We start from the raw sequence: 24,526 nt of genomic DNA on the forward strand, positions 1-24,526 counted from the left end.
ATGTAAAGGATTCAGGATGAAACTTAATAAATTATTGGTTGTTATGATTTGTAGTTCTGGGTTAGCTCTCTCTGGTTGTGGCGTCAATAGCGTGAAGGACATAGATCCATCAGGCTATAGCATGGCATCTGATTATGCATTTGCCGTGATAGAGAAATCTGGGTGTATAGGTAAGATTGATGGTCTCTTTGTTAAGTCAGGTGAGAAAAGAGCAACCAAAGATGGGCTGGAATATATCTTTTCTGGAAATAATCTTCATTGTACACAAACTTCCTTTAAAGAACAGATGGCCAATTACTGTCGTAGCAAAGGTGGGGAACCTGTTCAAGGGGAGACCTGGTGTCGTAAAGACGACACTCCACTTTTTTATGTTGGAGAACTATCGACACTAGAAAAAAATGCTAATCAAAGCCAGGAACACTGGTTTAGCACTGCACTCAAAAGAGGGTTCATCAGTGAGCGAGTACAGGAAAAAGAGGCTTTAATAGCAAAAGAGAATGAAAAGTTGGCTGAAAAAGAAAGAACGCGCATTAGAAATATGAAAGTAAACGTCAATGTTGGAGATTCAATATGTCGTGAGGACTATGATGTTCCTCTGTACCAATATTCATCAAGAATTTTTTATCAAGGGTATGTGGAATCTAAGTCAGGGAATAAGATAAAAGTAAGGATTGTTAGACACGGTGGTGAAAAGGATATAATTAATGATGTAACTCCAAATCCTGTTGTCTGGGTTGAAAATAAAGGTTGGTTTCACTGTTAGTGAAAGTTACAAACTTACAAAATATGTTGATTTATGAAATAAGAAAGGCCCGGCGGTATAGTTCGGGTCTCTTGTTTTTATCGTCACTGTTGCTGCTCTCTCTGCTTTTTAATCATTTTCCAAAGTTTTATTTATCACCATAACGGTGAACAGGTGCGCAAATTTATTGTGTGCCTGTGAACCGTTGCCGGCTTGCCCGGTTATCTTTATCCATGATGGTTAATTGACGGATTAATGCCATGAGTTTTAATGCCAAAGATATGACGCAGGGCGGTCAGATTGCGAATATGCGTTTTCGCATGTTTGGTCAGATTGCCAATATTATATTTTATGTGCTGTTTATTTTATTCTGGGTGTTGTGCGGACTGATGCTGATGTACCGGCTCAGCTGGCAGACCTTTGTGAACGGCTGCGTTTACTGGTGGTGTACCACGCTGGCACCCATGCGCGATATTATTCGCTCCCAGCCGGTCTATACGATTAGCTATTACGGAAAGTCTCTGGAATATAATGCGGAACAAATCCTGGCCGATAAATATACTATCTGGTGCGGTGAGCAGCTGTGGACGGCATTTGTTTTTGCCGCCATTGTATCGCTGACAGTCTGCGTGGTGACGTTCTTTGTCGCCAGCTGGGTGCTGGGTCGTCAGGGCAAGCAGCAGAGCGAGGATGAGAATACCGGCGGGCGCCAGCTATCCGATAAGCCCAAAGAGGTGGCCCGCCAGATGAAACGCGACGGTATGGCCTCGGATATTAAAATCGGTGACTTACCCATATTACTCAACTCCGAAATCCAGAACTTCTGCCTCCACGGCACCGTCGGCTCCGGTAAATCCGAAGTCATCCGCCGGCTGCTGAACTACGTCCGCGCCCGCGGCGATATGGCGATTATTTACGACCGTTCCTGCGAATTCGTGAAAAGTTATTACGACCCGTCCTTAGATAAGATACTCAACCCGCTGGATTCCCGCTGTGCGGCCTGGGATTTGTGGAAAGAGTGCCTGACGCTGCCGGATTTTGACAATATCTCCAATACCCTTATCCCGATGGGCACCAAAGAAGATCCGTTCTGGCAGGGGTCCGGTCGCACCATCTTTGCCGAAGGCGCCTACCTGATGCGCGAGGACAAGGACCGCAGTTACGAAAAGCTGGTTGATACCATGCTGTCCATCAAAATAGACAAGCTGCGTGCGTACCTGCAGAACACCCCGGCCGCCAACCTGGTCGAGGAGAAAATTGAGAAGACAGCCATCTCCATCCGTGCCGTGCTGACCAATTATGTCAAGGCCATCCGCTACCTGCAGGGGATTGAAAAGAACGGCGAGCCGTTCACCATCCGGGACTGGATGCGCGGTGTCCGTGAGGACCAGCCTAATGGCTGGCTGTTTATCTCCTCGAATGCCGATACGCATGCCTCCCTGAAGCCGGTTATCTCGATGTGGCTGTCGATTGCCATCCGCGGTCTGCTGGCGATGGGGGAGAACCGTAACCGGCGTGTATGGATTTTCGCTGACGAACTGCCCACGCTGCACAAGCTGCCAGACCTGGTTGAAATTCTGCCGGAAGCCCGAAAATTTGGTGGCTGTTATGTGTTCGGAATCCAGTCCTATGCCCAGCTGGAAGATATTTACGGCGTGAAGCCTGCCGCCACGCTGTTTGACGTGATGAACACCCGTGCCTTTTTCCGTTCCCCGAGTAAGGAGATTGCCGAGTTTGCCGCCGGCGAAATCGGTGAGAAAGAAATCCTCAAGGCCAGCGAGCAGTATTCCTACGGGGCAGACCCGGTGCGTGACGGTGTGTCGACCGGGAAGGAAAAAGAGCGGGAAACGCTGGTCAGCTACTCCGATATTCAGACGCTGCCTGACCTGTCCTGCTACGTCACCCTGCCGGGGCCGTATCCGGCGGTGAAACTGGCCCTGAAATACAAGCCCCGACCGAAAATCACCGAGGGCTTTATTCAGCGCCGTCTCGATGCGCGCGTGGATGGAAGACTCAGTGCGCTGCTGGAAGCGCGGGAGGCCGAAGGCAGTCTGGCGAGGGCGCTTTTCACTCCGGATGAGCCTGTGTCTGAGTCAGCCGAAGAGAAAGCCGGTGTTCAGCCTGAGCAGACTAAACCTGCTGAAGACAGCGTACTGCCTGTGCCGGTAAAAACCTCGTCGAAGGCAGCAGAGGGTGCCGGTAAGACGCCAGACGTCCCGTTATCTGGCGCTCCCGTCACGAGAGTGAAAACCGTTCCATTAATCCGGCCTGAACCTGCTGCTTCGGTGACCGGCACTGCTGCAGCGGCATCCACTGCCGCGGTGAGTGCGACTGCGGGCGGGACGGAGCAGGAACTGGCGCAGCAGCCTGTCGAGGCGGACCAGGATATGTTGCCGGCCGGAATGAACGAGGATGGCGTAATTGAAGACATGCAGGCTTATGACGCCTGGCTGGCGGGTGAACAGACGCAGCGGGATATGCAGCGACGCGAAGAGGTCAATATCAACCACAGCCGCAGTGAGCAGGATGATATCGAAATCGGAGGGAACTTCTGATGCTCAGTTTCAGCCAGGTTAAATCGGCGGGCAGTGCCGGTAACTACTACACAGAGAAAGACAATTACTACGTCACCGGCAGCATGGAGGAACGCTGGCAGGGCAAAGGGGCGGAAACGCTGGAGCTGGAGGGAAAGGTGGACAAGCAGGTCTTCACGGCGCTGCTGCAGGGAAAACTCCCTGATGGCAGCGACCTGACCCGGATGCAGGATGGCGTCAATAAGCACCGGCCTGGTTACGATCTTACGTTCTCGGCACCGAAGAGTGTATCGATGCTGGCCATGTTGGGGGGAGATAAGCGTCTTATTGATGCGCATAACCGTGCGGTGACTGTAGCACTGGAGCAGGTGGAGTCACTGGCTTCTACGCGGGTACAGAAAGACGGTGTTTCTGAAACTGTTCTGACCGGCAATCTGATTATCGCCAGGTTTAATCACGACACATCGCGCGCGCAGGAACCACAGATACACACGCACAGCGTGGTCATCAACGCGACGCAGAACGGGGATAAATGGCAGACGCTGGGCAGCGATACCGTCGGCAAAACCGGGTTTTCCGAAAACATCCTCGCTAACCGCATCGCTTTCGGAAAAATATACCAGAGCACTCTCAGGGCCGACGTCGAGTCTATGGGTTACAAGACAGTGGATGCGGGTAAGCATGGCATGTGGGAGATGGAGGGCGTGCCGGTTGAGTCATTTTCCACGCGCAGTCAGGAGCTCAGGGAGGCAGCCGGGCCTGATGCGTCCCTGAAGTCCCGGGATGTGGCCGCACTCGATACCCGCAAGTCGAAGGAAACTATCGACCCGGCAGAGAAGATGGTGGAGTGGATGAACACGCTGAAGGAGACCGGGTTCGACATCCGGGGCTATCGTGAAGCCGCCGATGCACGGGCGAAGGAGCTGGCCAGCGCGCCTGCTGCGCCGGTAAAAACCGACGGTCCGGATATCGGTGATGTCGTGACAAACGCTATCGCCGGTCTCAGCGACCGTAAAGTACAGTTCACTTATGCCGACCTGCTGGCCCGCACGGTCGGCCAGCTGGAGGCGAAGCCGGGGGTCTTTGAACGGGCCAGAGGGGGCATCGATGCGGCTATCGAACGTGAGCAGTTGATCCCGCTCGATCGTGAGAAAGGTCTGTTCACCTCAAACATCCACGTCCTCGACGAATTGTCCGTGAAAGCCCTGAGCCAGGAGGTGCAGCGCCAGAATCACGTCACCGTCACGCCGGATGCGACCGTCGTTCGCCTGGCCCCCTTCAGCGATGCGGTCAGCGTGCTGGCGCAGGACCGGCCAGCGATGGGGATTGTCTCCGGACAGGGGGGAGCAGCCGGTCAGCGGGAGCGGGTAGCTGAGCTGACACTGATGGCCCGGGAGCAGGGGCGTGACGTGCATATCCTTGCCGCCGATAACCGGTCCCGTGATTTTCTCGCCGGCGATGTCCGTCTGGCGGGGGAGACGGTCACCGGTAAATCGGCCCTGCAGAACGGAACCGCGTTTATCCCGGGCGGGACGCTCATTGTGGACCAGGCGGAGAAGCTGAGCCTGAAAGAGACCATTTCCCTGCTCGATGGTGCCATGCGTCATAACGTGCAGGTCCTGCTCTCCGACAGCGGGAAACGCAGCGGGACAGGCAGCGCGCTGACCGTGCTGAAAGAGAGCGGGGTGAATACTTATCGCTGGCAGGGCGGAAGGCAGACGACGGCAGACATCATCAGTGAGCCGGACAAAGGTGCGCGTTACAATCGTCTGGCGCAGGAGTTTGCCGTCAGTGTACGCGAAGGGCAGGAAAGCGTGGCGCAAATCAGCGGGACGCGTGAGCAGGGCGTACTCAACGGCATCATCCGCGACACCCTGAAAAACGAGGGTGCGCTGGGGACGAAGGAGATGGCCATCACCGCCCTGACGCCGGTCTGGCTGGACAGTAAAAGCCGGGGCGTGCGGGACTATTACCGGGAGGGGATGGTGATGGAGCGGTGGGACCCGGAGACCCGGAAGCATGACCGCTTTGTGATTGATCGGGTGACTGCCAGCAGCAATATGCTGACGCTCAGGGACAAAGAGGGGGAGCGTCTGGACCTGAAAGTCTCCGCCGTCGACAGTCAGTGGTCGTTGTTCCGGGCCGATAAGCTACCGGTAGCAAACGGTGAACGTCTGTCGGTGCTGGGAAAAATCCCTGAGACGCGGCTGAAAGGCGGCGAGAGCATCACGGTGCTGAACGCGGAGGCCGGCCAGCTGACAGTGCAGCGTCCCGGGCAGAAAACCACCCAGGCGCTTTCTGTCGGCAGCAGCCCGTTCGACGGTATCAAGGTCGGGCACGGATGGGTGGAAAGTCCTGGCCGCTCGGTCAGCGAAACGGCGACGGTCTTTGCCTCGGTGACGCAACGTGAGCTGGATAACGCCACGCTGAACCAGCTGGCGCAGAGCGGGAGCCACATCCGGCTGTACTCGGCGCAGGATGCGACCCGCACGACGGAGAAGCTGGCGCGACATACCGCCTTCAGCGTGGTGTCTGAGCAGTTGAAGGCCCGTTCAGGCGAGACAGACCTGGATGCAGCCATCGCAACCCAGAAAGCCGGGCTGCACACCCCCGCAGAGCAGGTCATTCACCTTTCCATTCCTTTACTGGAAAGTGAGGCGCTGACCTTCACGCGTCCGCAACTGTTGGCCACCGCGCTGGAAACCGGCGGAGGTAAGGTTCCGATGACGGAGATAGACGCGACCATTCAGGCGCAGATTAAGGCGGGCAGTCTGCTGAATGTGCCGGTGGCACCCGGTCAGGGCAATGACCTGCTGATTTCCCGTCAGACCTGGGATGCAGAGAAAAGCATTCTGACAAAGGTGCTGGAAGGAAAAGACGCGGTCCCGCCCCTGATGGACAGCGTACCGGGTAGCCTGATGGCAGACCTGACGTCCGGGCAGCGTGCGGCCACCCGGATGATACTGGAGACCACGGACCGGTTCACGGTGGTTCAGGGCTATGCCGGGGTAGGGAAAACGACCCAGTTCCGGGCCGTGACGGGGGCCATCAGCCTGCTGCCGGAAGCAACCCGGCCGCGCGTTATCGGTCTCGGTCCGACACACCGCGCCGTGGGGGAAATGCAGAGCGCCGGCGTGGATGCGCAGACTACCGCCTCGTTCCTGCATGACACGCAGCTCCTGCAGCGTAACGGCCAGGCACCGGATTTCAGCAACACGCTGTTTCTGCTCGATGAGAGTTCGATGGTGGGGCTGTCAGACACGGCGAAAGCCCTGAGCCTGATTGCGGCCGGGGGAGGACGGGCGGTACTCAGCGGCGATACCGACCAGCTGCAGTCCATTGCACCGGGCCAGCCGTTCCGGCTGATGCAACAGCGCAGCGCCGCCGACGTCGCCATTATGAAAGAGATTGTGCGCCAGGTACCTGAGTTGCGACCGGCGGTCTACAGCCTGATTGACCGGGATGTGCACCGCGCCCTGACCACCATTGAGCAGGTCACGCCGGAGCAGGTGCCGAGAAAAGAAGGCGCCTGGGCACCGGGCAGTTCAGTGGTGGAATTCACGCCGGCGCAGGAAAAGGCGATACAAAAGGCGCTGAGCGAGGGGGAAATCCTGCCGGCAGGCCAGCCCGCGACGCTCTATGAGGCACTGGTGAAGGACTATGCCGACCGTACCCCGGAGGCGCAGTTACAGACGCTGATTATCACCCATCTGAATGATGACCGGCGGGTGCTGAACAGTCTGATTCATGACGCGAGGCGGGACAATGGTGAAGTGGGCAGAGAGGAAGTCACCCTGCCGGTACTGGTGACGAGTAACATCCGTGACGGAGAGCTGCGCAGACTGTCGACCTGGACGGCTCATAAGGGGGCCGTGGCCCTGGTCGATAATGTCTACCACCGTATCGGGAGCGTGGATAAGGAGAACCAGCTTATTACGCTGATGGATGGTGAAGGGAAAGAACGGCTTATTTCACCCCGGGAGGCGTTGGCTGAAGGTGTCACGCTCTACCGTGAGCAAGAGATTACAGTGTCTCAGGGGGACAAAATGCGCTTCAGCAAGAGTGACACAGAACGCGGCTATGTGGCCAACAGTGTGTGGGAGGTGAAAGCTGTTTCGGGTGACAGTGTCACGCTGTCTGACGGCAAAACCACCCGCACACTGAACCCGAAGGCTGATGAGGCACAGCGGCACATCGACCTCGCGTATGCCATCACCGCCCACGGCGCCCAGGGGGCCAGTGAACCGTATGCCATCGCACTGGAAGGGGTGACCGGCGGCCGCAAACAGATGGCCAGTTTTGAATCCGCCTATGTCGGGTTATCACGTATGAAACTGCACGTCCAGGTCTACACCGACAGCCGGGAAGGCTGGGTCAACGCCATTCAGGCATCACCCTCGAAAGCCACGGCACACGATATTCTGGCACCCCGTAACGAACGGGCCGTGAAAACAGCTGATCTGCTGTTCGGGCGGGCGCAGCCACTGAACGAGACAGCTGCAGGCCGGGCTGCGTTGCAACAGTCCGGTCTGGCGCGCGGACAGTCGCCGGGAAAATTCATTTCTCCGGGGAAAAAGTACCCGCAGCCGCATGTGGCGTTGCCGGCGTTCGATAAAAACGGGAAAAACGCCGGCATCTGGCTCAGCCCGCTGACGGACAAGGACGGCCGCCTGGAGGCCATCGGTGGCGACGGTCGTGTGATGGGCAATGAAGAAGCCCGGTTTGTGGCGCTGCAGAACAGTCGCAACGGCGAAAGTCTGCTGGCCGGGAATATGGGTGAAGGCGTCAGGATTGCACGTGATAACCCCGACAGCGGGGTGGTGGTCCGGCTTGCCGGAGATGACCGCCCCTGGAACCCGGAGGCCATCACCGGCGGTCGCATCTGGGCTGATCCCCTGCCGAATCCTCCGATCAATGATACCGGTACTGACATCCCGCTCCCGCCAGAGGTTCTGGCACAGCGGGCCGCAGAAGAGGCACAGCGCCGGGAGATGGGAAGACAGACGGAGCAGGCGACCCGGGAAGTGTCCGGAGAGGAGAAGAAAGCGGGCGAGCCGGGCGAGCGGATAAAAGAGGTTATCGGGGACGTCATTCGGGGTCTCGAACGCGACCGGCCAGGAGAGGAGAAAACGGTGCTGCCGGACGATCCGCAGACCCGGCGTCAGGAAGCGGCCGTTCAGCAGGTGGTATCAGAGAGCCTGCAGCGGGACCGTCTGCAACAGATGGAGCGGGATATGGTTCGTGATCTCAGTCGTGAGAAAACGCTCGGGGGCGACTGACGCGCCGGCGGCTTGTCTGCCCCGGCATTCTCCCCGATTAAAATCGGGTACCCTGCCGGGGCGCTGATAAAAGGAAAGGAATATGACAATGTACGAAACCCGCCTCAATGCCGTCGATCGCTGGCTGCAGGGGCTGCTGACCTGGACGCCTGGACAGACGGATATCATCAAAACGGTGGCGCTGGTGCTGATGATTGTCGATCACACCGGTTTGCTGCTGGCCGGGAATAATGAACTCATGCGTCTGCTGGGGAGAGGCTGCTTTCCCCTGTTTGGTCTGGTCTGGGGAATGAACCTGGCGCGCCACGGGGCCATCCGCCAGACACAGCTGAACAGCCTGTGGTGCTGGGCGCTGATCGCCCAGGGCTCCTTTATTCTCATCGGGTACCCGTGGTACATGGGGAATATCCTGTTTAGCTTTGCGGTCACCGGCCAGGCGCTGCGCTGGTTCAGTCTGCAGACCCGCAATGATATTCTGCTGGCGATCGCCATTGTCGTGGCCTGGCTCCCCTTATCTGCCGACAGCTACGGTCTGGCCGGGGTCTTCATGCTGATCAACAGCTGGCGGCTTTGTCGGGCGAAAGAGCCTGTAGAACGGATCGGGTATGCCGTGCTGTGGGCTGTCATGGTACTACTGATGAATGCCCATGATATTACCCAGGCCATTGCCGGCCTGATGGTCGCTTTGCTGGCCCTGGCGGTCTGTTCTGACCTCGGTCGTTCTGTTCCGCGCTTCTGGCCGCGGCACTTTTTTGTGATGTTTTATGCCGTGCATCTGGCGGTGTTGGGGATCGTTGCCTCGATGTAAAAAAGCCCGGACAGAAGTCCTGGCCGCAATTGCGTAGATACACCTAATACACCTAATATCAAGAGGAATGAGGTACCGGCATCCTGAGAGGATGCGCTGTCAGCTGCATTCACGTATCTTATAGCCTGGTTCCTGGCAGGAAAGAAAGCCTTTATTATGACTGAAGAAAAACGCCCTGTACTGAGTCTGAAAAGAAAGCCGGCAGCGGATACCGCAGCGGCCGGGTCCGTTGACACGCCTGGTGTGGTACGGCGGAAAAAAGTGGTGGTGGTCACGACGCCTCCGGCCTGGAAGCTGAAGAAAGAAAAGCTGGCACAGGCTAAACAGGCTGCTGAAGCCGCCGCCAGCCAGCCAGCACCGGAGGCTGTGAAAGCGGTCAAAACGCCCGGTCCGGTTCGCTATCTTCGTTTACTGCCGCCGGAGCAGGCCATCATGACCCTGAAGGCATTCTGGCCACAGCTGTTTGACGGTGACTCGCCGCGTCTGCTGGCGACTGGGATGCGTGAACAGCTGTTTGCCGATATCGCGGGGCGCGACCTGCCGCTGTCGCATAAACAGGTGATTAAGTGCCTGAAAAGCCTGACCCGGTCGGCGGGTTATCTGTCCCGGATGCGGGAAGGTGCCTCCCGCTATGACCTGCAGGGGAATGTGGTGGCTACGGTCACTGCTGATGAAGCGCACTACGCCAGTGAGCGCATGATGAAAGAGCTGTTACGCGCTGAACGAAAGATGAGTCAGACCGTTTAATTCTTTTCAGTTCGCTCAGATTAAATATCAGTACGTCCACAGCTAATGGGTATCACATCCATTAGCTGAATGGTATTCGTCACAAATAAGAGAGTCAATAATATGAAAACCTGGGTTAACAGTGATGATATTTGTGAAGATACACGAAATATCATAAAGTCGTTATCCACGCCAGAATTCGGAGAATTTGGTGATGTAAGAGAAAGCATTATATCCCTGAAGGAATGCATTGATGAGGAAGAATACGATTTCTATGTATTTTCAGACGCTGCATTTACACTCCTGAAGACGTTACTCAAAATCAGAATTAAACTCAGAAAGGCTGACCCTGGCCATCACTCAATCCCTGCGCTCACTCTGGCTGTTGATGACATCAGAAAGCAGCTTAAGTTGAACGAGAGGTACGTTCATGAGTTAATTCAGGTGGATAGTTTCTCCAGTCGAGCCCGCGTTTTCTTTTGGTTTGCCTGCTCTGCGGCGGCGATGCTTTTATTGTTCGCAATATTTTATATCTGATGGAACCAAAAGGGATTCTCAGAACAGAGCTGATAATCAGCTGGCTCAATGAAACGTGTCAGTAAAAAAACTCTTCCGTTTACCTTGTTATGCCAGCATATTTTAGCAGTCGATCTTATTTTATCCATACTTAACCTGTTAAAGGAATAAAAATGAAAATCAAATTCGGATTGTATTTTCTGCTCCCGCTTATTTCGGTTGTCACTTTTAATAACAGCTTTGCTCAGGAGCATGAACCGGGAAAAACTTTCTCTGCCAGCCAGGAAAAGAGAATCGGGGAAATAGCGGCAGATTATCTACGTGCTCATCCTGAAATACTGATTCAGATGAGTGAGAAACTTCAGCACGAGCAGGAGGCGAAACAGACCCGCGGTTTTAAATCCGCTGCACTGGAACAGCAGGCTAACATTCTGGGTAATAAAAATATCCCCTCCTGGGGTCCCGGGGACGGAAAGGTGATGGTGGTTGAATTCTTTGACTACCAGTGCATCTGGTGCAGCCGGTTCGCACCCGAACTGGAGAAGGTCATCGGGAGCAACACGGACGTGCGTTACTTCTTTATGGAGTGGCCGGTGTTTGGTAGCCGGTGGCCTGCATCATTGCTGGCGGCGAAAACCGGCCTGCAGGTCTGGAAAGAAAAGGGCTCTGAGGCTTACAGGAGCTATCACAATGCGGTTTATGGTACAGGACTGAATGAAGGGAAACTGACGCAGGAGATTATCGAAAAGGTTTCTGGTCATATTAAATTTAAGCAGAATACGATTGATGAGATAAATACCACGTTGAAAAATATTAATGATATCGCCACGGCGACGGGATTAACCGGAACGCCAGGTATTATTGTGATGCCGGTGAAGGGCGCGACGGAAGAAAACGTCACGGTCTTTTCCGGAATGACTGAAGCACAGAATGTTCAGGCGGCTATAAATAAATCCCGACAATAACAAGTTACTGTTGTCTCTTCTGAATGGAAGAGGATGTCTCTTAAAACAAAAAGGCACACTGCTGTATGTTGTTCGTCGTACTAACGGACTGGTATTCTGGCAGTCGGTCCCGGTGGAGTCTGGAGAGTTATGTCTGAGAATATCATCGCGCTGGTTGATTATGAAAATATCGGAACGCTTGAAAATGTAATGTTGTCGCGTTATGAACGTCTTATTTTGTTTACCGGGTCTCAGCAGGAGTTTATTCGTTTTCCGTCCGTAACACATGCCGGTAATATATCGATCAGTGTGTTTCAGGCACCCTGCGTGTCGAAAAATAATGTCGATTTCCACCTGGTACTTGAGCTGGGACGACTCAGCGTCACCGCTCCGGAAGATACGATGTTTCATGTTATATCGAATGATAAAGGGTATGACAGCGTGATTGCATTGCTCTGCAGGACAGGGCGACGATGTTGTCGTATACCCTCACCACGTTCAGCAGAGAAGGCGAAAACGGTGTCTGCGCTCATCAGCAACGATGAGGTGCTACGCCTGACCGATAAAATACAGTCATTGAGTAAAAAGTCTGCGGTAAACCGACCTGTAAGCACCTCGTCACTGATGAATTATATTAAATGTCATTCCGGTAACATCAGGAATACAGCGATTTTAAATCAGGTCAGGGACGAATTAATCAGGCGAGGCGTGATTGCCGTATATGAAAAAACGGTGGTCTGGCGCTAATGAAATAAATAAGCAGGTTGTGATTATCTTTCTTGTCTAAAAAGGAATGAGTATGTTCAGCTATTTCATGCTGCGCACTGAGCAGCAGTTATTTTGTTATTTATACGGGGGCGCGCTGGCACTGTCTCTGCAACTCTTATTTTCTCCCTCTTTTCCGGGAAATGGATTTATCCTGGTATCACTGCCCGTTGCACTATTCTGGGCCGGGCTGGCCCTGTATACGCGGCACATCGACCAGATGAGGAAGCCTGATGTCTCGCCGCTCGTCAGTATCCGTGACGGCATCCAGGTGGTGGCCATGCTGCCGCGGCATGAGAAAGCGCGGCTTGAATGGAAGATTCTGCAGGATGATGAGGTGTACCGCCGTCAGATGCACGCTCTTTTAAACCTGATGCAACGGGTTATCAGTCGGGGATTTCTGTATGCGCCGGCAGTGATACTGGCGGGCGCTGGCGTGCTTGTCTGGGGGGTTCCGCAGGACGGTGTCCGGCTGGTGACCGCCCTGCGGAATATGTCCCCCGGAGAGCTTATGCATCAGACCGGCTTCATCCTTCGCTATGTGCTGATGATTTCCTCCATATCGGTCCTGATAGCTGACATTGTGTCCGGTCAGGGTCTGCCAAATGCCTTCCGGCGCGCGTTGCTCGACAGGCTGCCGGCTGATGCCTGGTGTATCAGAAGAGGGACAGAGCGTTGAGAGGGCTGCGAAGCAAACACATCGGGGATGGTCTGGCCGCAAAGGGAGAAAGGACATGGCAAAGATATTAATGATGGCAGGCAGTGCCGTTGTTGTGCTGAGTCTGCTGGGGTTCCTGGTGCTGTTTCTGAAGGAACGTGCAACAGGGAAGACATCCCCGGTCCTGCAGGCGCTGAAAGCGGCGGGCATTCGTGCCGGAGAGGCAGAACAGAGACTGTGTCGCCAGCGGGTCTGGATGGGTAATGACACGCTGATGACGCCCCGGGAACAACATTTTTTCCGGGCATTGCTGAAACATACCGACCGGAAACACTGGCTGCTGTGCCCGCAGGTGCGAGTGGCGGATATCGCCAGCCTGGCACCCCATATCAGGCCCCGCTCCCGGACCTGGTGGCAGCTGTTCCGGATGGTGTCACAGTGGCACTGCGATGTGGTGGTGGTGGATATCAGGACCTTTGCCATTGTGGCCGCCATCGAGCTGGATGATGCGTCGCATCTGAAAAAACACCGGGTTCGCCGGGATATCCTGCTGGAAGAAGTACTCAGGCAGGCGGGCATTCCGCTGCTGAGAGACCGGGATGCTGAAAAGCTGGTCAGACAGATCAGGGCGTTTTTAATACGTCGGGAAACTGAAACTATCACCACACCATTGACGGTGGTCAGGGGAGAATACAAAGGATGAACAGGAAAATAGCAGTAATAAACAGAACCCGTGTCCGCACAGGATTTGTGGCCGGAGTCCTCAGCCTGAGCCTGTTAGCGCTGGCGCCGGCAGTCGACGCCGCGACCATCGAGACAGGTTTTTCTCCGGAAGGCACAGCCCTGCAGTTGGTCCTGAAGACCCTCGATTCCGCGCAGCAGGAAATCCGGCTGATGGGGTATTCCTTCACCTCCCCGGAGGTGGTTCGCTCACTCATCGCGGCGAAACGACGTGGGGTGGATGTCCGCGTGGTGCTGGACCAGAAGGCAAATAGCGGAAAAGCCAGCATGGCCGCCCTGAACCTGCTGGCCAGCGCGGGCATTCCGGTTCGTACGGTCAGCGCCTACAAAATTTTGCACGACAAAGTGATCGTCGCGGACAGGCGCAATACAGAGGCCGGCTCGTTCAATTTCAGCCGTGCCGCTGACCGTTCGAATTCAGAGAATGTGCTGGTTGTATGGGATGACCCGGCTCTTGCCCAGCGCTACCTGCAGCACTGGTCGTCTCGCTGGTCACAGGGAACGGACTGGAAACAGACATACTGACACCGCCATAAACGATCCCCGGACGTAAACCGTGCGCCAACGTGGGTTACGTCCATAAAGTAAGTCGCTGATTTCAGGAATCTGTAGTATTCTCTGCAAACGATCCTTTTTTAGATCCTTGAGGAGGCAGAGATGTCGCAGATTGATAATGCAGTAACTTCCTCTTCTAAAGATAAGCGGGTCTATCGTAAAGGTAGTCCAATGTCAGCCTCTGAAAAACAGATGGCCGCAGTTGCAAGAAAGCGTGTCACACATAAAGAAATCAAAGTCTTTGTACGCAACCCATTGAAAGATATCCTTATTGATCTCTGTAGCCGTGATGGAATAACGCAAGCCCAACTTGTTGAAAAATTGCTCGAAAAGGAATTCAAAGCTCAGGGGTTACTCAAGTAAAGTCTTTACTTTGATTTGAAGCGTGCTAGATTACTGATCGTTTAATGAATTTTGGTGGCTGGCCACGCCGTAAGGTGGCAGGGAACTGGTTCTGATGAGGTGTCTACCCGGAGCCGGAAAAGACAAAACCCCGATAATCTTTCTATTCTTGGCGGGACAGAAGATTAACGGGGCCTTAATAAACTGCATAGAAGCTGTTGCTCTATGCAGGGAGTATAGTTTTATGCTCAGAAAACTGCAATACCCGTTTCTGTGCCATTTGCTCCTTCCGTGCAACATAAGCGCGGGATGGTGTGACTGAACAGCACAATCCGCAACACTGGAGTCAGCTGGATACGGAAGAACAGATCCGTTTCTGGCAGGGCGTTGAAGATGGCCACGTTGAATCTTTTCTGGTTTCCCCGGAGAAGAAGCGTACCCGTCGCCGTCGTGGTGAGCACTCCACCAAACCCAAATGCGAAAACCCGTCCTGGTTCCGGCCGTCTCACTATAAGGCGCTCGGTGGCCAGCTTGGCCACGCCTATAACCGTCTGGTGAAGAAAGATCCGGTCACGGGGCAATTCAGCCTGCGCATGCATATGTCCCTGCACCCGTTCTATGTCCGGGAACGGCAGCGCGCCGGGCGAAAATATGCTTTCCGTCCTGAAAAACAACGTCTCCTTGATGCGCTGTGGCCGGTGCTGGTCAGCTTCTGTGATGCCGGTAAACACACGGTAGGGATGTGCGTGTCCAGGCTGGCCAGAGAGCTCAGTCCGAAAGACGCCAAAGGTAAAGTCATTCCGGAAACCGAAGTGACCATTCGCCGGGTTTCGGCGCTGATAGCTGAGCAGGTCCGCTTTGGTGTCCTGGGGGTGTCAGAAGAAACCGCCTGGGATCGGGAGTCCCGTAAACGTCTGCCAAAGTACGTGTGGATCACCGCCGCCGGCTTTAAGATGCTGGGCGTTGATTTAATGAAGCTGCAGGAGCAGCAGCTGAAGAAACTGTGCGAAAGCGAGGAACGTCAGGCGCTCATTAAAGAGGGCCTGTTAGGCGAGCATGAGGAGATTTCTGTCCATAAGGCGCGCAAGCGCTGGTATCAGCAGCGCAGCCTTGAAGCCCTGAAATACCGCCGGGCAAAAGGAGCGGCACGTAAGCGTGCCAACCGTCTGGCCAGAATGCCCCAGGATCGCCAGGTCTATGAAATGGCCTGCTGGCTGAAGAAGACGCTGCCGGCAGACGAACTCTATGGCTATTCCGCAGACAAACTTGAGCAGCTGGCGGTACAGCACCTGTACCAGCTGGAATTGTCGCTGAGTCACTCACCGCCGCATTAGTCCGGAGAGCCACAACCTGTTTATTTAACAGCCCCTCCGGGGCTTTTTGTGCTGGTTTTTTTCGGCTATTTTCACCTCATCATCTTTTCCCTGCCGGAATTATTCTCTTCCCCTGACGACTCCGCCGGCATGATGGCCATGAAACGCACCATCATGGTCAGTTATCCACATAAACCCGCAAACAGATAAGTTTCAGTTTCCGGAAATGGATAATCTGAATCCCGCAAAACAGTCTTAACCCAGTTATTAATCCCCTGCATGACAAACAGCAGGGAGATCTTTTGTCTTTGTCATCATTGTGAATAAAACAAAAAGGCCTTCGCTAACAGCGGTCGTAAACGCCCGCGCCGCTCAGATCTAAAAGTACCTCCCGCCGACAAGCGGCGGGCATATAACCAGCACACAGATTAGTTACATCATTCAATAGATCCCTTTTTTAAAACAAACCCCGGCGCCGTTCTGCGACTCCGAGCCCCTCCCCACCACTGAAAAGCGCCGCCGCCCCCGGCCGAAGGCCGGGGAACAACATCGCTTTTAATGATGAGTGTTGTAACTACTCTTCTTCATCGCTGTGGGTGGAGCTGCGGTCAGTTGTCTGGTACACGCTCGTAAGCGGCCCTGCGGCCCTGCGGCCCGCTAACGCGGAGATACGCCCCGACTGCGGCCTCGCCTTGCCGGGTCAACTCCGACCGCGTACAGCGGCGTCTGAGATGTTTTTCGCGGGTATGGCTTTGCAGCTACCATGTTAAGTTCCCTGGTGTCGCTGAGATTTTTTATGAACATCCCCCTAAGCGTCAGCAGCAAGCTGCCGCCGCTAAGGCCCCGGAAATCACGCCCTTTACGTCGTAAACGCCGTAAAGCCCGCTCACCGGGGTTAAAAGGGATTACATTAACTTCTTCATTGCTGTTAGCGGGTTAAAGCTAATCAGGGCAGGGGGAGGATGGCAGAATTTATAGCCCGGTAACCGGCTACGTCGGGCTTTCGGCGCCATTTGACTCCACAGACACATGTAACCTCATCTGGCGCCTCCATGCCGCTGACGCGGCATCCAGAAGCTTCCCGATGCTGTAAATCTTAACGTCTGCTTTGTTCAAAAAGTAATTCGTGCCTAATATACGTTCATTAACGTATGTCCCAGCTTTGATACAAATAAATGCACCAGGAAGCGGCAGGCTGAGTAACCAAGAACCCCTTAGAATATAGGATGATTTGTATCGGCACTCATTACACCATGCTTTCCGATTAACGCCGCATAGCAAGTTGAACTTTGCTACTCTGTGAAAGGTAGTGTCTTCTATCCAGTGCGGATTTAATTAATGGAATAAATGATTATGAGTGAAAATGATACAATCCCGAAGAAGTCTACAAGCCAGATTAACAAAGCGGTATTTTTTACATCTGCTTTGCTGATTTTCCTTCTTGTTGCCTTTGCCGCCGTATTCCCGGATGTCGCCGACAAAAATTTTAAACTACTTCAGCAACAAATCTTCACGAATGCCAGCTGGTTCTACATCCTTGCTGTGGCCCTGATTTTACTGAGTGTCACGTTCCTGGGACTCTCACGCTACGGTGATATCAAGCTGGGCCCGGACCATGCGCAGCCTGATTTCAGCTACCACTCCTGGTTTGCGATGCTTTTTTCGGCAGGGATGGGGATCGGACTGATGTTCTTTGGCGTTGCCGAACCTGTAATGCATTATCTTTCGCCTCCCGTCGGCACCCCGGAGACCGTTGCGGCAGCGAAGGAAGCAATGCGTCTGACCTTCTTCCACTGGGGACTGCACGCATGGGCAATTTATGCCATTGTGGCGCTGATTCTGGCGTTCTTCAGTTACCGTCACGGTCTGCCGTTAACCCTGCGCTCCGCACTCTATCCCATTATCGGCGATCGCATATACGGGCCTGTAGGTCATGCGGTTGATATTTTCGCTGTTATCGGCACGGTCTTTGGCGTTGCGACCTCGCTGGGTTATGGTGTTTTGCAGGTGAATGCCGGTTTGAACCATCTTTTCGGGGTGCCCATCAATGAAACGGTGCAGGTTATTCTGATCGTGGTCATCACGGGGTTAGCGACGATTTCAGTGGTGTCCGGCCTGGATAAGGGAATACGTATCCTGTCTGAGCTCAATCTGGGTCTGGCGTTGTTGCTCCTGGCGCTGGTCCTGTGTCTGGGACCAACCGTGCTTCTGCTGAAGTCATTTGTGGAAAATACGGGCGGTTATCTTTCGGAACTGGTGAGTAAAACGTTCAACCTTTACGCGTATGAGCCTAAGTCGAGCAACTGGCTGGGGGGCTGGACATTACTGTACTGGGGATGGTGGCTTTCATGGTCGCCGTTTGTGGGGATGTTCATCGCACGGGTCTCCCGCGGGCGAACCATTCGCGAGTTTGTCACCGGCGTGCTGTTTGTTCCCGCGGGTTTTACGCTCATGTGGATGACGGTGTTTGGTAACAGCGCGATCTATCTCATTATGAACCAGGGGGCCACAGACCTCGCCAGTACCGTTCAGCAGGATGTGGCGCTGGCCCTGTTTAATTTCCTGGAGCATTTCCCGTTCTCTTCCGTGCTGTCATTCATCGCAATGGCGATGGTCATCGTCTTCTTTGTCACGTCTGCTGATTCAGGGGCAATGGTTGTTGATTCTCTGGCATCAGGTGGAGTGGCAAACACACCCGTCTGGCAGCGAATATTTTGGGCCTCGCTCATGGGCATTGTCGCAATTGCGCTTCTCCTTGCCGGAGGGCTAAGTGCGCTGCAAACAGTGACAATAGCGAGTGCATTGCCATTCTCAGTGATCTTACTGATATCTATATACGGACTTTTAAAAGCTTTGCGCCGGGATTTGACCAAGCGTGAAAGCCTGAGCATGGCGACAATTGCTCCTACGGCTGCACGTAACCCAATTCCCTGGCAGAGAAGGTTACGCAATATCGCGTATCTGCCGAAGCGATCTCTTGTGAAACGTTTTATGGACGACGTCATCCACCCCGCCATGACGCTGGTTCAGGAAGAGCTGAACAAGCAGGGGACGATAAGCCACATCAGTGACGCAGTCGACGATCGTATTCGTCTTGAAGTCGATTTGGGTAACGAGCTGAATTTTATATATGAAGTGAGGCTTCGCGGGTATAGCTCACCGACCTTCGCGCTCGCCGCGATGGATAATAATGAGCAGCAGACTGAACAACATAGATATTATCGCGCTGAGGTATATCTCAAAGAAGGCGGTCAAAATTATGATGTGATGGGCTGGAACCAGGAGCAGCTGATTAATGACATACTGGACCAGTACGAAAAACATCTGCACTTCCTGCACCTGGTTCGTTAACAGCAACATGCCGTCCTGGGGGCGGCAATTATTTATCCCGGCCGCAATATGAGGAATGCAGAATGATTTCACGCTGGAAATGGATTCTGAAGCAGACATTTAAAAAGCTATGGTTCAGGGCAACGTTATTCGCCATTGTCGCGATAATAACGGCCCTTTTATCAATTCTTTTTAAATCAATGATACCTGAGTCGGTTTCCGTGAAGGTTGGTGCGGAAGCAGTCGATAACATTCTGAACATACTGGCATCGAGTATGCTGGCAGTGACCACTTTTTCGTTGAGTATCATGGTCACAGCCTACGGTTCAGCCACTACTAATGTGACTCCCAGAGCTACGCGTTTAGGGAAGGTGCGAATAAGCAGGTCATTTCTTCCCAAGCTGACTCGCTGATTAAAATTTCGCGGATCTGGGCCGATTTTTTTCCCGCAAACACATCGAATCAGCCTATTTAGGCTATTTTTTCCACCATTTCTGGCGTTATTTCCGGTTTTTACTGAGATCTCTCCCACTGACGTATCATTTGGTCCACCCGAAACAGGTTGGCCAGGGTGAATAACATCGCCAGTTGGTTATCGTTTTTCAGCAGCCCCTTGTATCTGGCTTTCACGAAGCCGAACTGCCGCTTGATGATGCGAAACGGGTGCTCCACCCTGGCACGGATGCTGGCTTTCATGTATTCGATGTTGATGGCCGTTTTGTTCTTGCGCGGATGCTGCTTCAAGGTTTTTACCTTGCCGGGACGCTCGGCGATCAGCCAGTCCACATCCACCTCGGCCAGCTCCTCGCGCTGTGGCGCTCCTTGGTAGCCGGCATCGGCTGAGACAAATTGCTCCTCTCCATGAAGCAGATTACCCAGCTGATTGAGGTCATGCTCGTTGGCCGCGGTGGTGACCAGGCTGTGGGTCAGGCCACTCTTGGCATCGACACCAATGTGGGCCTTCATGCCAAAGTGCCACTGATTGCCTTTCTTGGTCTGATGCATCTCCGGATCGCGTTGCTGCTCATTGTTCTTGGTAGAGCTGGGTGCCTCAATGATGGTGGCATCCACCAAAGTGCCTTGGGTCATCATGACGCCTGCTTCGGCCAGCCAGCGATTGATGGTCTTGAACAATTGACGGGCCAGTTGATGCTGCTCGAGCAGGTGGCGGAAATTCATGATGGTGGTGCGATCCGGCAGGGCGCTATCCAGGGATAATCGGGCAAACAGGCGCATGGAGGCGATTTCGTACAGGGCATCTTCCATGGCACCGTCGCTCAGGTTGTACCAATGCTGCATGCAGTGAATACGCAGCATGGTCTCCAGCGGATAGGGCCGTCGGCCATTGCCCGCCTTGGGATAAAACGGCTCGATGACAGCGGTCATATTCTGCCATGGCAGAATCTGCTCCATGCGGGAGAGGAAAATCTCTTTTCGGGTCTGACGGCGCTTAGTGCTGAATTCACTATCGGCGAAGGTGAGTTGATGGCTCATGATGTCCCTCTGGGATGCGCTCCGGATGAATATGATGATCTCATATCAGGAACTTGTTCGCACCTTCCTTAATTCACTTTTCAGGAGGTTAATCGCTCTATATTTGTGGACGACCGACATGTCTTAAGGCTCTGGAATAACGTGTTGATATTTCGATGCGCAGCATTGCAGCGGAATATTACCGGATCAATAAAGCAGAAAGAGGCGTTTTAATTCTTTCCGCAGGATGATAGTAGGGTGACTGACATGTCTGATTATAATGAAAAAAGTGCGATTTCAGCACTGCTCGCAGGTCATTGTTCCGATCCATTCTCTGTGCTTGGCATGCACTCAACCGCTGCTGGTCTGGAAGTGCGCGCATTATTACCCGATGCCACCGAGGTATGGGTGATTGAGCCGAAAACCGGGCGTAAAGCTGGCAAGCTCGAATGCCTCGATTCACGCGGATTCTTTAGCGGCGTTCTGCCGCGGCGAAAAAATGCTTTTCGTTACCAGCTGGCGGTCACCTGGCACGGCCAGCAAAACCTGATTGACGACCCTTATCGCTTTGGCCCGCTGCTGCAGGAGCTTGATGCCTGGCTGCTCGCCGAAGGAACCCATCTACGGCCCTACGAAACCCTGGGCGCCCATGCCGACATCATGGACGGGGTGACCGGGACGCGCTTTTCCGTCTGGGCGCCGAACGCCCGTCGGGTGTCGGTGGTCGGTCAGTTCAACTACTGGGATGGCCGTCGCCACCCGATGCGCCTGCGCAAAGAGTCTGGCATCTGGGAGCTGTTTGTTCCCGGCGCGCACAACGGCCAGCTGTATAAGTTCGAGCTGATTGACGCCCACGGGCACCTGCGGGTGAAATCCGACCCTTATGCTTTTGAAGCGCAGATGCGCCCGGAAACCGCCTCGCTGATCTGCGGCCTGCCGGAGAAAGTTGAGCAACCGCCGGCCCGTAAGCAGGCCAACCAGTTTGATGCACCGATTTCGATTTATGAAGTCCACCTCGGCTCCTGGCGTCGTCATACCGATAACCATTTCTGGCTGAGCTACCGCGAACTGGCCGATCGGCTGGTGCCCTACGTGAAGTGGATGGGCTTCACCCATCTCGAGCTGCTGCCGGTTAACGAACATCCGTTCGACGGCAGCTGGGGCTATCAGCCCACCGGGCTGTACGCGCCGACCCGTCGCTTTGGTACCCGGGAAGATTTCCGCTACTTCCTCCACGCCGCGCACGCCGCGGGCCTGAACGTGATCCTCGACTGGGTGCCGGGCCACTTCCCGGCCGATGACTTCGCCCTGGCGTTGTTTGACGGCACCGCGCTGTATGAACACAGCGACCCGCGCGAAGGCTATCACCAGGACTGGAACACGCTGATCTATAACTACGGCCGCCGTGAAGTCAGTAACTTCCTGGTGGGTAACGCGCTGTACTGGATCGAGCGCTTCGGCATCGATGCGCTGCGGGTGGATGCGGTGGCGTCGATGATCTACCGCGACTACAGCCGCAAGCAGGGTGAGTGGGTGCCCAACGAGTACGGCGGCCGGGAAAATCTCGAAGCGATCGAGTTCCTGCGCAATACCAACCGGGTGCTGGGCGAGCAGACGCCGGGGGCAGTGACGATGGCGGAGGAGTCCACCGATTTTGCCGGTGTCTCACGCCCTGCGTCGACGGGCGGCCTCGGCTTCTGGTTCAAATGGAACCTCGGCTGGATGCACGACACCCTCGACTATATGCAACTCGACCCGGTCCATCGTCGGCATCATCACGACAAGATGACCTTCGGGATACTCTACAACTACACCGAAAACTTCGTCCTGCCGCTGTCGCATGATGAAGTGGTCCACGGTAAAAAATCGCTTCTTGACCGCATGCCCGGCGATGCCTGGCAGAAGTTCGCCAACCTGCGCGCCTACTACGGCTGGATGTTCGCCTTCCCGGGGAAAAAACTGCTGTTTATGGGCAATGAATTCGCCCAGGGACGGGAGTGGAACCACGACGCCAGCCTCGACTGGCATCTGCTGGAAGGGGACGACAACTGGCATCACGGGGTGCAGCGTCTGGTGCGCGATCTGAACCATACCTATCGTCATCATAAGGCGCTGCACGAACTGGATTTTGACCCGTACGGCTTTGAGTGGCTGGTTGTCGATGATCACGAACGGTCGGTATTTATCTTTGTCCGTCGCGATAAAGCCGGGAACGAGATAATCGTTGCCAGCAACTTCACGCCGGTGCCGCGTCACGGCTATCGCTTCGGGGTTAATCAGCCGGGGCGCTGGCGTGAAGAGCTGAACACCGACTCGATGCACTACCACGGGAGCAATACCGGCAACGGCGGCGGCGTGGCAAGCGAGGCGATCGCCAGCCACGGTCGGGAGCATTCGCTGTCGGTGACGCTGCCGCCGCTGGCGACAATCTGGCTGGTGCGGGAGTCTGCTGGTCAATAAAACACGCAGTCGATCTATTGCAGTTTACTTATTACCGGAGGTGATCACTTCTGAATTCATTTGCAGAAGAGTGAGGCTTTTTCTTCATTATTTTCTTTTATGGCTTTTATTAAATAGCAGGACATAATTATGAGTAAAATTGAATATACTGACAACGTAATGCTGTCGCGCCAGTTACCGCTTAAATCCGTGGCCCTGATCCTCGCCGGCGGGCGCGGAACCCGATTAAAAGACCTGACCACTATTCGCGCAAAACCTGCGGTGCATTTTGGCGGTAAATTCAGAATTATTGATTTTGCCTTATCAAATTGTATTAACTCAGGAATAAGACGTATTGGGGTTATTACACAATATCAGTCGCATTCACTGGTGCAGCATATTCAACGCGGTTGGGCATTCTTTAACGAAGAAATGAATGAGTTCGTGGATTTATTACCGGCACAGCAGCGGGTGCATGGGGAGAACTGGTATCGGGGGACGGCGGATGCTGTGACCCAGAACCTGGATATTATCCGCCGCTATGATGCGGAATATGTCGTTATTCTGGCCGGGGACCATATCTATAAACAAGATTATTCGCGGATGCTGCTTGATCACGTTGAAAAAGGGGCGCGCTGCACCGTGGCCTGCATGCCGGTCCCGGTTGAAGAGGCAAACGCGTTTGGCGTCATGGCCGTGGATGAGAATGACAAAATCATTGAATTTGTTGAAAAACCGGCTAATCCACCCACCATGCCTGGCGATGAAACCCGCTCGCTTGCCAGTATGGGCATTTATGTGTTTGATGCGGAATATCTCTACCAGCTGCTGGCAGAAGACGATCGGGATGAAGGCTCCAGCCATGATTTTGGCAAAGATATTATTCCCAAAATAACGGCGGCAGGTGAAGCGTATGCGCATCCGTTCCCGCGCTCCTGCGTACAGTCCGATAATAATGCCGAGCCATACTGGCGCGATGTCGGGACACTGGAGGCGTACTGGAAAGCGAATCTGGATTTAGCCTCTGTGGTACCTGAACTGGATGTTTATGATCGTAACTGGCCTATCCGGACTTATGTCGAGTCGCTACCCAGCGCTAAATTTGTTCAGGACCGTTCCGGCAGTCATGGCATGACCATGAATTCTCTGGTCTCCGGCGGCTGTATTATTTCCGGCTCGGTGGTGGTGCAGTCGGTTTTATTCTCCAAAGTTCGCATTAACTCGTTTTGTAATATTGATTCGTCGGTTTTATTACCGGGCGTCTGGGTCGGTCGCTCCTGCCGGATAAGACGCTGCGTGATCGACAGGGGATGTGTTATTCCGGAGGGAATGGTGATTGGCGAAAATGCCGTTGAGGATGC

Annotated in this window: 19 protein-coding genes and 2 pseudogenes; 19 read left to right on the top strand and 2 right to left on the bottom strand. The window is 54.3% G+C overall.

The window, feature by feature from the left end:
- Positions 1 to 16 precede the first annotated feature (16 nt).
- The 12 genes from ROR01S_RS24660 (at position 17) to ROR01S_RS24715 (ending at position 14,631) form a co-directional block, all read left to right on the top strand.
- Positions 17 to 763, top strand: a complete 747-nt coding sequence (locus tag ROR01S_RS24660) for a hypothetical protein (protein WP_049078359.1) — start codon at positions 17 to 19, stop codon at positions 761 to 763.
- A 239-nt stretch (positions 764 to 1,002) separates the two neighbouring features.
- Entirely contained in the window at positions 1,003 to 3,297 is a 2,295-nt protein-coding gene (gene traD / locus ROR01S_RS24665) for a type IV conjugative transfer system coupling protein TraD (RefSeq protein ID WP_064343540.1), read from the top strand.
- A complete protein-coding gene (gene traI / locus ROR01S_RS24670; protein ID WP_064359958.1) occupies positions 3,297 to 8,555 on the top strand; it encodes a conjugative transfer relaxase/helicase TraI in 5,259 nt (1,752 codons plus the stop codon). Before traD ends, traI begins: the two co-directional genes overlap by 1 nt.
- Positions 8,556 to 8,637: 82 nt before the next feature.
- Positions 8,638 to 9,363 carry a type-F conjugative transfer system pilin acetylase TraX gene (gene traX / locus ROR01S_RS24675; protein WP_049078358.1) on the top strand — a complete coding sequence of 242 codons (726 nt, stop codon included), beginning with the start codon at positions 8,638 to 8,640 and terminating at the stop codon, positions 9,361 to 9,363.
- Between the two features lie 156 nt (positions 9,364 to 9,519).
- Positions 9,520 to 10,110 (top strand): fertility inhibition protein FinO, encoded by a 591-nt coding sequence (locus ROR01S_RS24680; protein ID WP_049078357.1) that lies wholly within the window; start codon positions 9,520 to 9,522, stop codon positions 10,108 to 10,110.
- A gap of 102 nt (positions 10,111 to 10,212) precedes the next feature.
- Positions 10,213 to 10,626, top strand: coding sequence for a hypothetical protein (locus ROR01S_RS24685; RefSeq protein ID WP_114499528.1), 414 nt, complete (start codon positions 10,213 to 10,215; stop codon positions 10,624 to 10,626).
- Between the two features lie 152 nt (positions 10,627 to 10,778).
- Positions 10,779 to 11,570: a DsbA family protein gene (locus ROR01S_RS24690; RefSeq protein WP_053086797.1), complete on the top strand. Its 792-nt coding sequence runs from the start codon at positions 10,779 to 10,781 to the stop codon at positions 11,568 to 11,570.
- 129 nt (positions 11,571 to 11,699) lie between these two features.
- Positions 11,700 to 12,296, top strand: coding sequence for a PIN domain-containing protein (locus ROR01S_RS24695; RefSeq protein WP_049078355.1), 597 nt, complete (start codon positions 11,700 to 11,702; stop codon positions 12,294 to 12,296).
- Positions 12,297 to 12,348: 52 nt separating this feature from the next.
- Positions 12,349 to 12,993, top strand: a complete 645-nt coding sequence (locus ROR01S_RS24700) for a hypothetical protein (protein ID WP_049078354.1) — start codon at positions 12,349 to 12,351, stop codon at positions 12,991 to 12,993.
- 55 nt (positions 12,994 to 13,048) lie between these two features.
- Positions 13,049 to 13,675, top strand: a complete 627-nt coding sequence (locus ROR01S_RS24705) for a DUF2726 domain-containing protein (protein ID WP_048757072.1) — start codon at positions 13,049 to 13,051, stop codon at positions 13,673 to 13,675.
- Positions 13,672 to 14,238: a phospholipase D family nuclease gene (locus ROR01S_RS24710; protein WP_048757070.1), complete on the top strand. Its 567-nt coding sequence runs from the start codon at positions 13,672 to 13,674 to the stop codon at positions 14,236 to 14,238. Before ROR01S_RS24705 ends, ROR01S_RS24710 begins: the two co-directional genes overlap by 4 nt.
- Positions 14,239 to 14,370: 132 nt before the next feature.
- Positions 14,371 to 14,631 (top strand): replication regulatory protein RepA, encoded by a 261-nt coding sequence (locus ROR01S_RS24715; protein ID WP_048757068.1) that lies wholly within the window; start codon positions 14,371 to 14,373, stop codon positions 14,629 to 14,631.
- 30 nt (positions 14,632 to 14,661) lie between these two features.
- Here ROR01S_RS24715 and ROR01S_RS27735 read toward each other — a convergent pair.
- Positions 14,662 to 14,796 (bottom strand): annotated as a pseudogene (locus ROR01S_RS27735) (replication protein RepA).
- A gap of 58 nt (positions 14,797 to 14,854) precedes the next feature.
- Between ROR01S_RS27735 and tap the strand changes: the two are divergent.
- The 5 genes and pseudogenes from tap to ROR01S_RS24730 all read left to right on the top strand — a co-directional run.
- Entirely contained in the window at positions 14,855 to 14,932 is a 78-nt protein-coding gene (tap, locus tag ROR01S_RS26685) for a RepA leader peptide Tap (protein ID WP_009652807.1), read from the top strand.
- Entirely contained in the window at positions 14,925 to 15,944 is a 1,020-nt protein-coding gene (gene repA, locus ROR01S_RS24720; RefSeq protein ID WP_048757066.1) for a plasmid replication initiator RepA, read from the top strand. Before tap ends, repA begins: the two co-directional genes overlap by 8 nt.
- A gap of 485 nt (positions 15,945 to 16,429) precedes the next feature.
- On the top strand, positions 16,430 to 16,693 hold the full coding sequence (locus tag ROR01S_RS27850) for a replication-associated protein RepA4 (protein WP_489640490.1): 264 nt from the start codon (positions 16,430 to 16,432) through the stop codon (positions 16,691 to 16,693).
- A 583-nt stretch (positions 16,694 to 17,276) separates the two neighbouring features.
- Complete coding sequence (locus ROR01S_RS24725; protein ID WP_023302468.1) at positions 17,277 to 19,274, top strand: BCCT family transporter; 1,998 nt, start codon at positions 17,277 to 17,279, stop codon at positions 19,272 to 19,274.
- A gap of 62 nt (positions 19,275 to 19,336) precedes the next feature.
- A pseudogene (locus tag ROR01S_RS24730) lies at positions 19,337 to 19,618 on the top strand (DUF2254 family protein); the annotation flags it as partial.
- A gap of 148 nt (positions 19,619 to 19,766) precedes the next feature.
- On the opposite strand, the gene ROR01S_RS24735 reads toward ROR01S_RS24730, so the two are convergent.
- Positions 19,767 to 20,747 (bottom strand): IS5-like element ISKpn26 family transposase, encoded by a 981-nt coding sequence (locus ROR01S_RS24735; RefSeq protein ID WP_032620177.1) that lies wholly within the window; start codon positions 20,745 to 20,747, stop codon positions 19,767 to 19,769.
- A gap of 246 nt (positions 20,748 to 20,993) precedes the next feature.
- Between ROR01S_RS24735 and glgB the strand changes: the two genes are divergently transcribed.
- Both glgB and glgC read left to right on the top strand, forming a co-directional pair.
- Positions 20,994 to 23,186, top strand: coding sequence for a 1,4-alpha-glucan branching enzyme (gene glgB, locus ROR01S_RS24740; protein WP_032743941.1), 2,193 nt, complete (start codon positions 20,994 to 20,996; stop codon positions 23,184 to 23,186).
- A gap of 129 nt (positions 23,187 to 23,315) precedes the next feature.
- The coding region (gene glgC, locus ROR01S_RS24745) for a glucose-1-phosphate adenylyltransferase (RefSeq protein WP_064359959.1) at positions 23,316 to 24,526 on the top strand (1,211 nt) is incomplete at its 3' end.

It is taken from the genome of Klebsiella ornithinolytica NBRC 105727 = ATCC 31898, assembly GCF_001598295.1.
GTDB lineage: Bacteria > Pseudomonadota > Gammaproteobacteria > Enterobacterales > Enterobacteriaceae > Klebsiella > Klebsiella ornithinolytica.

Coding starts and splice junctions, on each gene's coding strand:
- ROR01S_RS24660 (WP_049078359.1), top strand. CDS start 17: ATGAAACTTAATAAATTATTGGTTGTTATGATTTGTAGTTCTGGGTTA.
- traD (WP_064343540.1), top strand. CDS start 1,003: ATGAGTTTTAATGCCAAAGATATGACGCAGGGCGGTCAGATTGCGAAT.
- traI (WP_064359958.1), top strand. CDS start 3,297: ATGCTCAGTTTCAGCCAGGTTAAATCGGCGGGCAGTGCCGGTAACTAC.
- traX (WP_049078358.1), top strand. CDS start 8,638: ATGACAATGTACGAAACCCGCCTCAATGCCGTCGATCGCTGGCTGCAG.
- ROR01S_RS24680 (WP_049078357.1), top strand. CDS start 9,520: ATGACTGAAGAAAAACGCCCTGTACTGAGTCTGAAAAGAAAGCCGGCA.
- ROR01S_RS24685 (WP_114499528.1), top strand. CDS start 10,213: ATGAAAACCTGGGTTAACAGTGATGATATTTGTGAAGATACACGAAAT.
- ROR01S_RS24690 (WP_053086797.1), top strand. CDS start 10,779: ATGAAAATCAAATTCGGATTGTATTTTCTGCTCCCGCTTATTTCGGTT.
- ROR01S_RS24695 (WP_049078355.1), top strand. CDS start 11,700: ATGTCTGAGAATATCATCGCGCTGGTTGATTATGAAAATATCGGAACG.
- ROR01S_RS24700 (WP_049078354.1), top strand. CDS start 12,349: ATGTTCAGCTATTTCATGCTGCGCACTGAGCAGCAGTTATTTTGTTAT.
- ROR01S_RS24705 (WP_048757072.1), top strand. CDS start 13,049: ATGGCAAAGATATTAATGATGGCAGGCAGTGCCGTTGTTGTGCTGAGT.
- ROR01S_RS24710 (WP_048757070.1), top strand. CDS start 13,672: ATGAACAGGAAAATAGCAGTAATAAACAGAACCCGTGTCCGCACAGGA.
- ROR01S_RS24715 (WP_048757068.1), top strand. CDS start 14,371: ATGTCGCAGATTGATAATGCAGTAACTTCCTCTTCTAAAGATAAGCGG.
- tap (WP_009652807.1), top strand. CDS start 14,855: ATGCTCAGAAAACTGCAATACCCGTTTCTGTGCCATTTGCTCCTTCCG.
- ROR01S_RS24725 (WP_023302468.1), top strand. CDS start 17,277: ATGAGTGAAAATGATACAATCCCGAAGAAGTCTACAAGCCAGATTAAC.
- ROR01S_RS24735 (WP_032620177.1), bottom strand. CDS start 20,747: ATGAGCCATCAACTCACCTTCGCCGATAGTGAATTCAGCACTAAGCGC.
- glgB (WP_032743941.1), top strand. CDS start 20,994: ATGTCTGATTATAATGAAAAAAGTGCGATTTCAGCACTGCTCGCAGGT.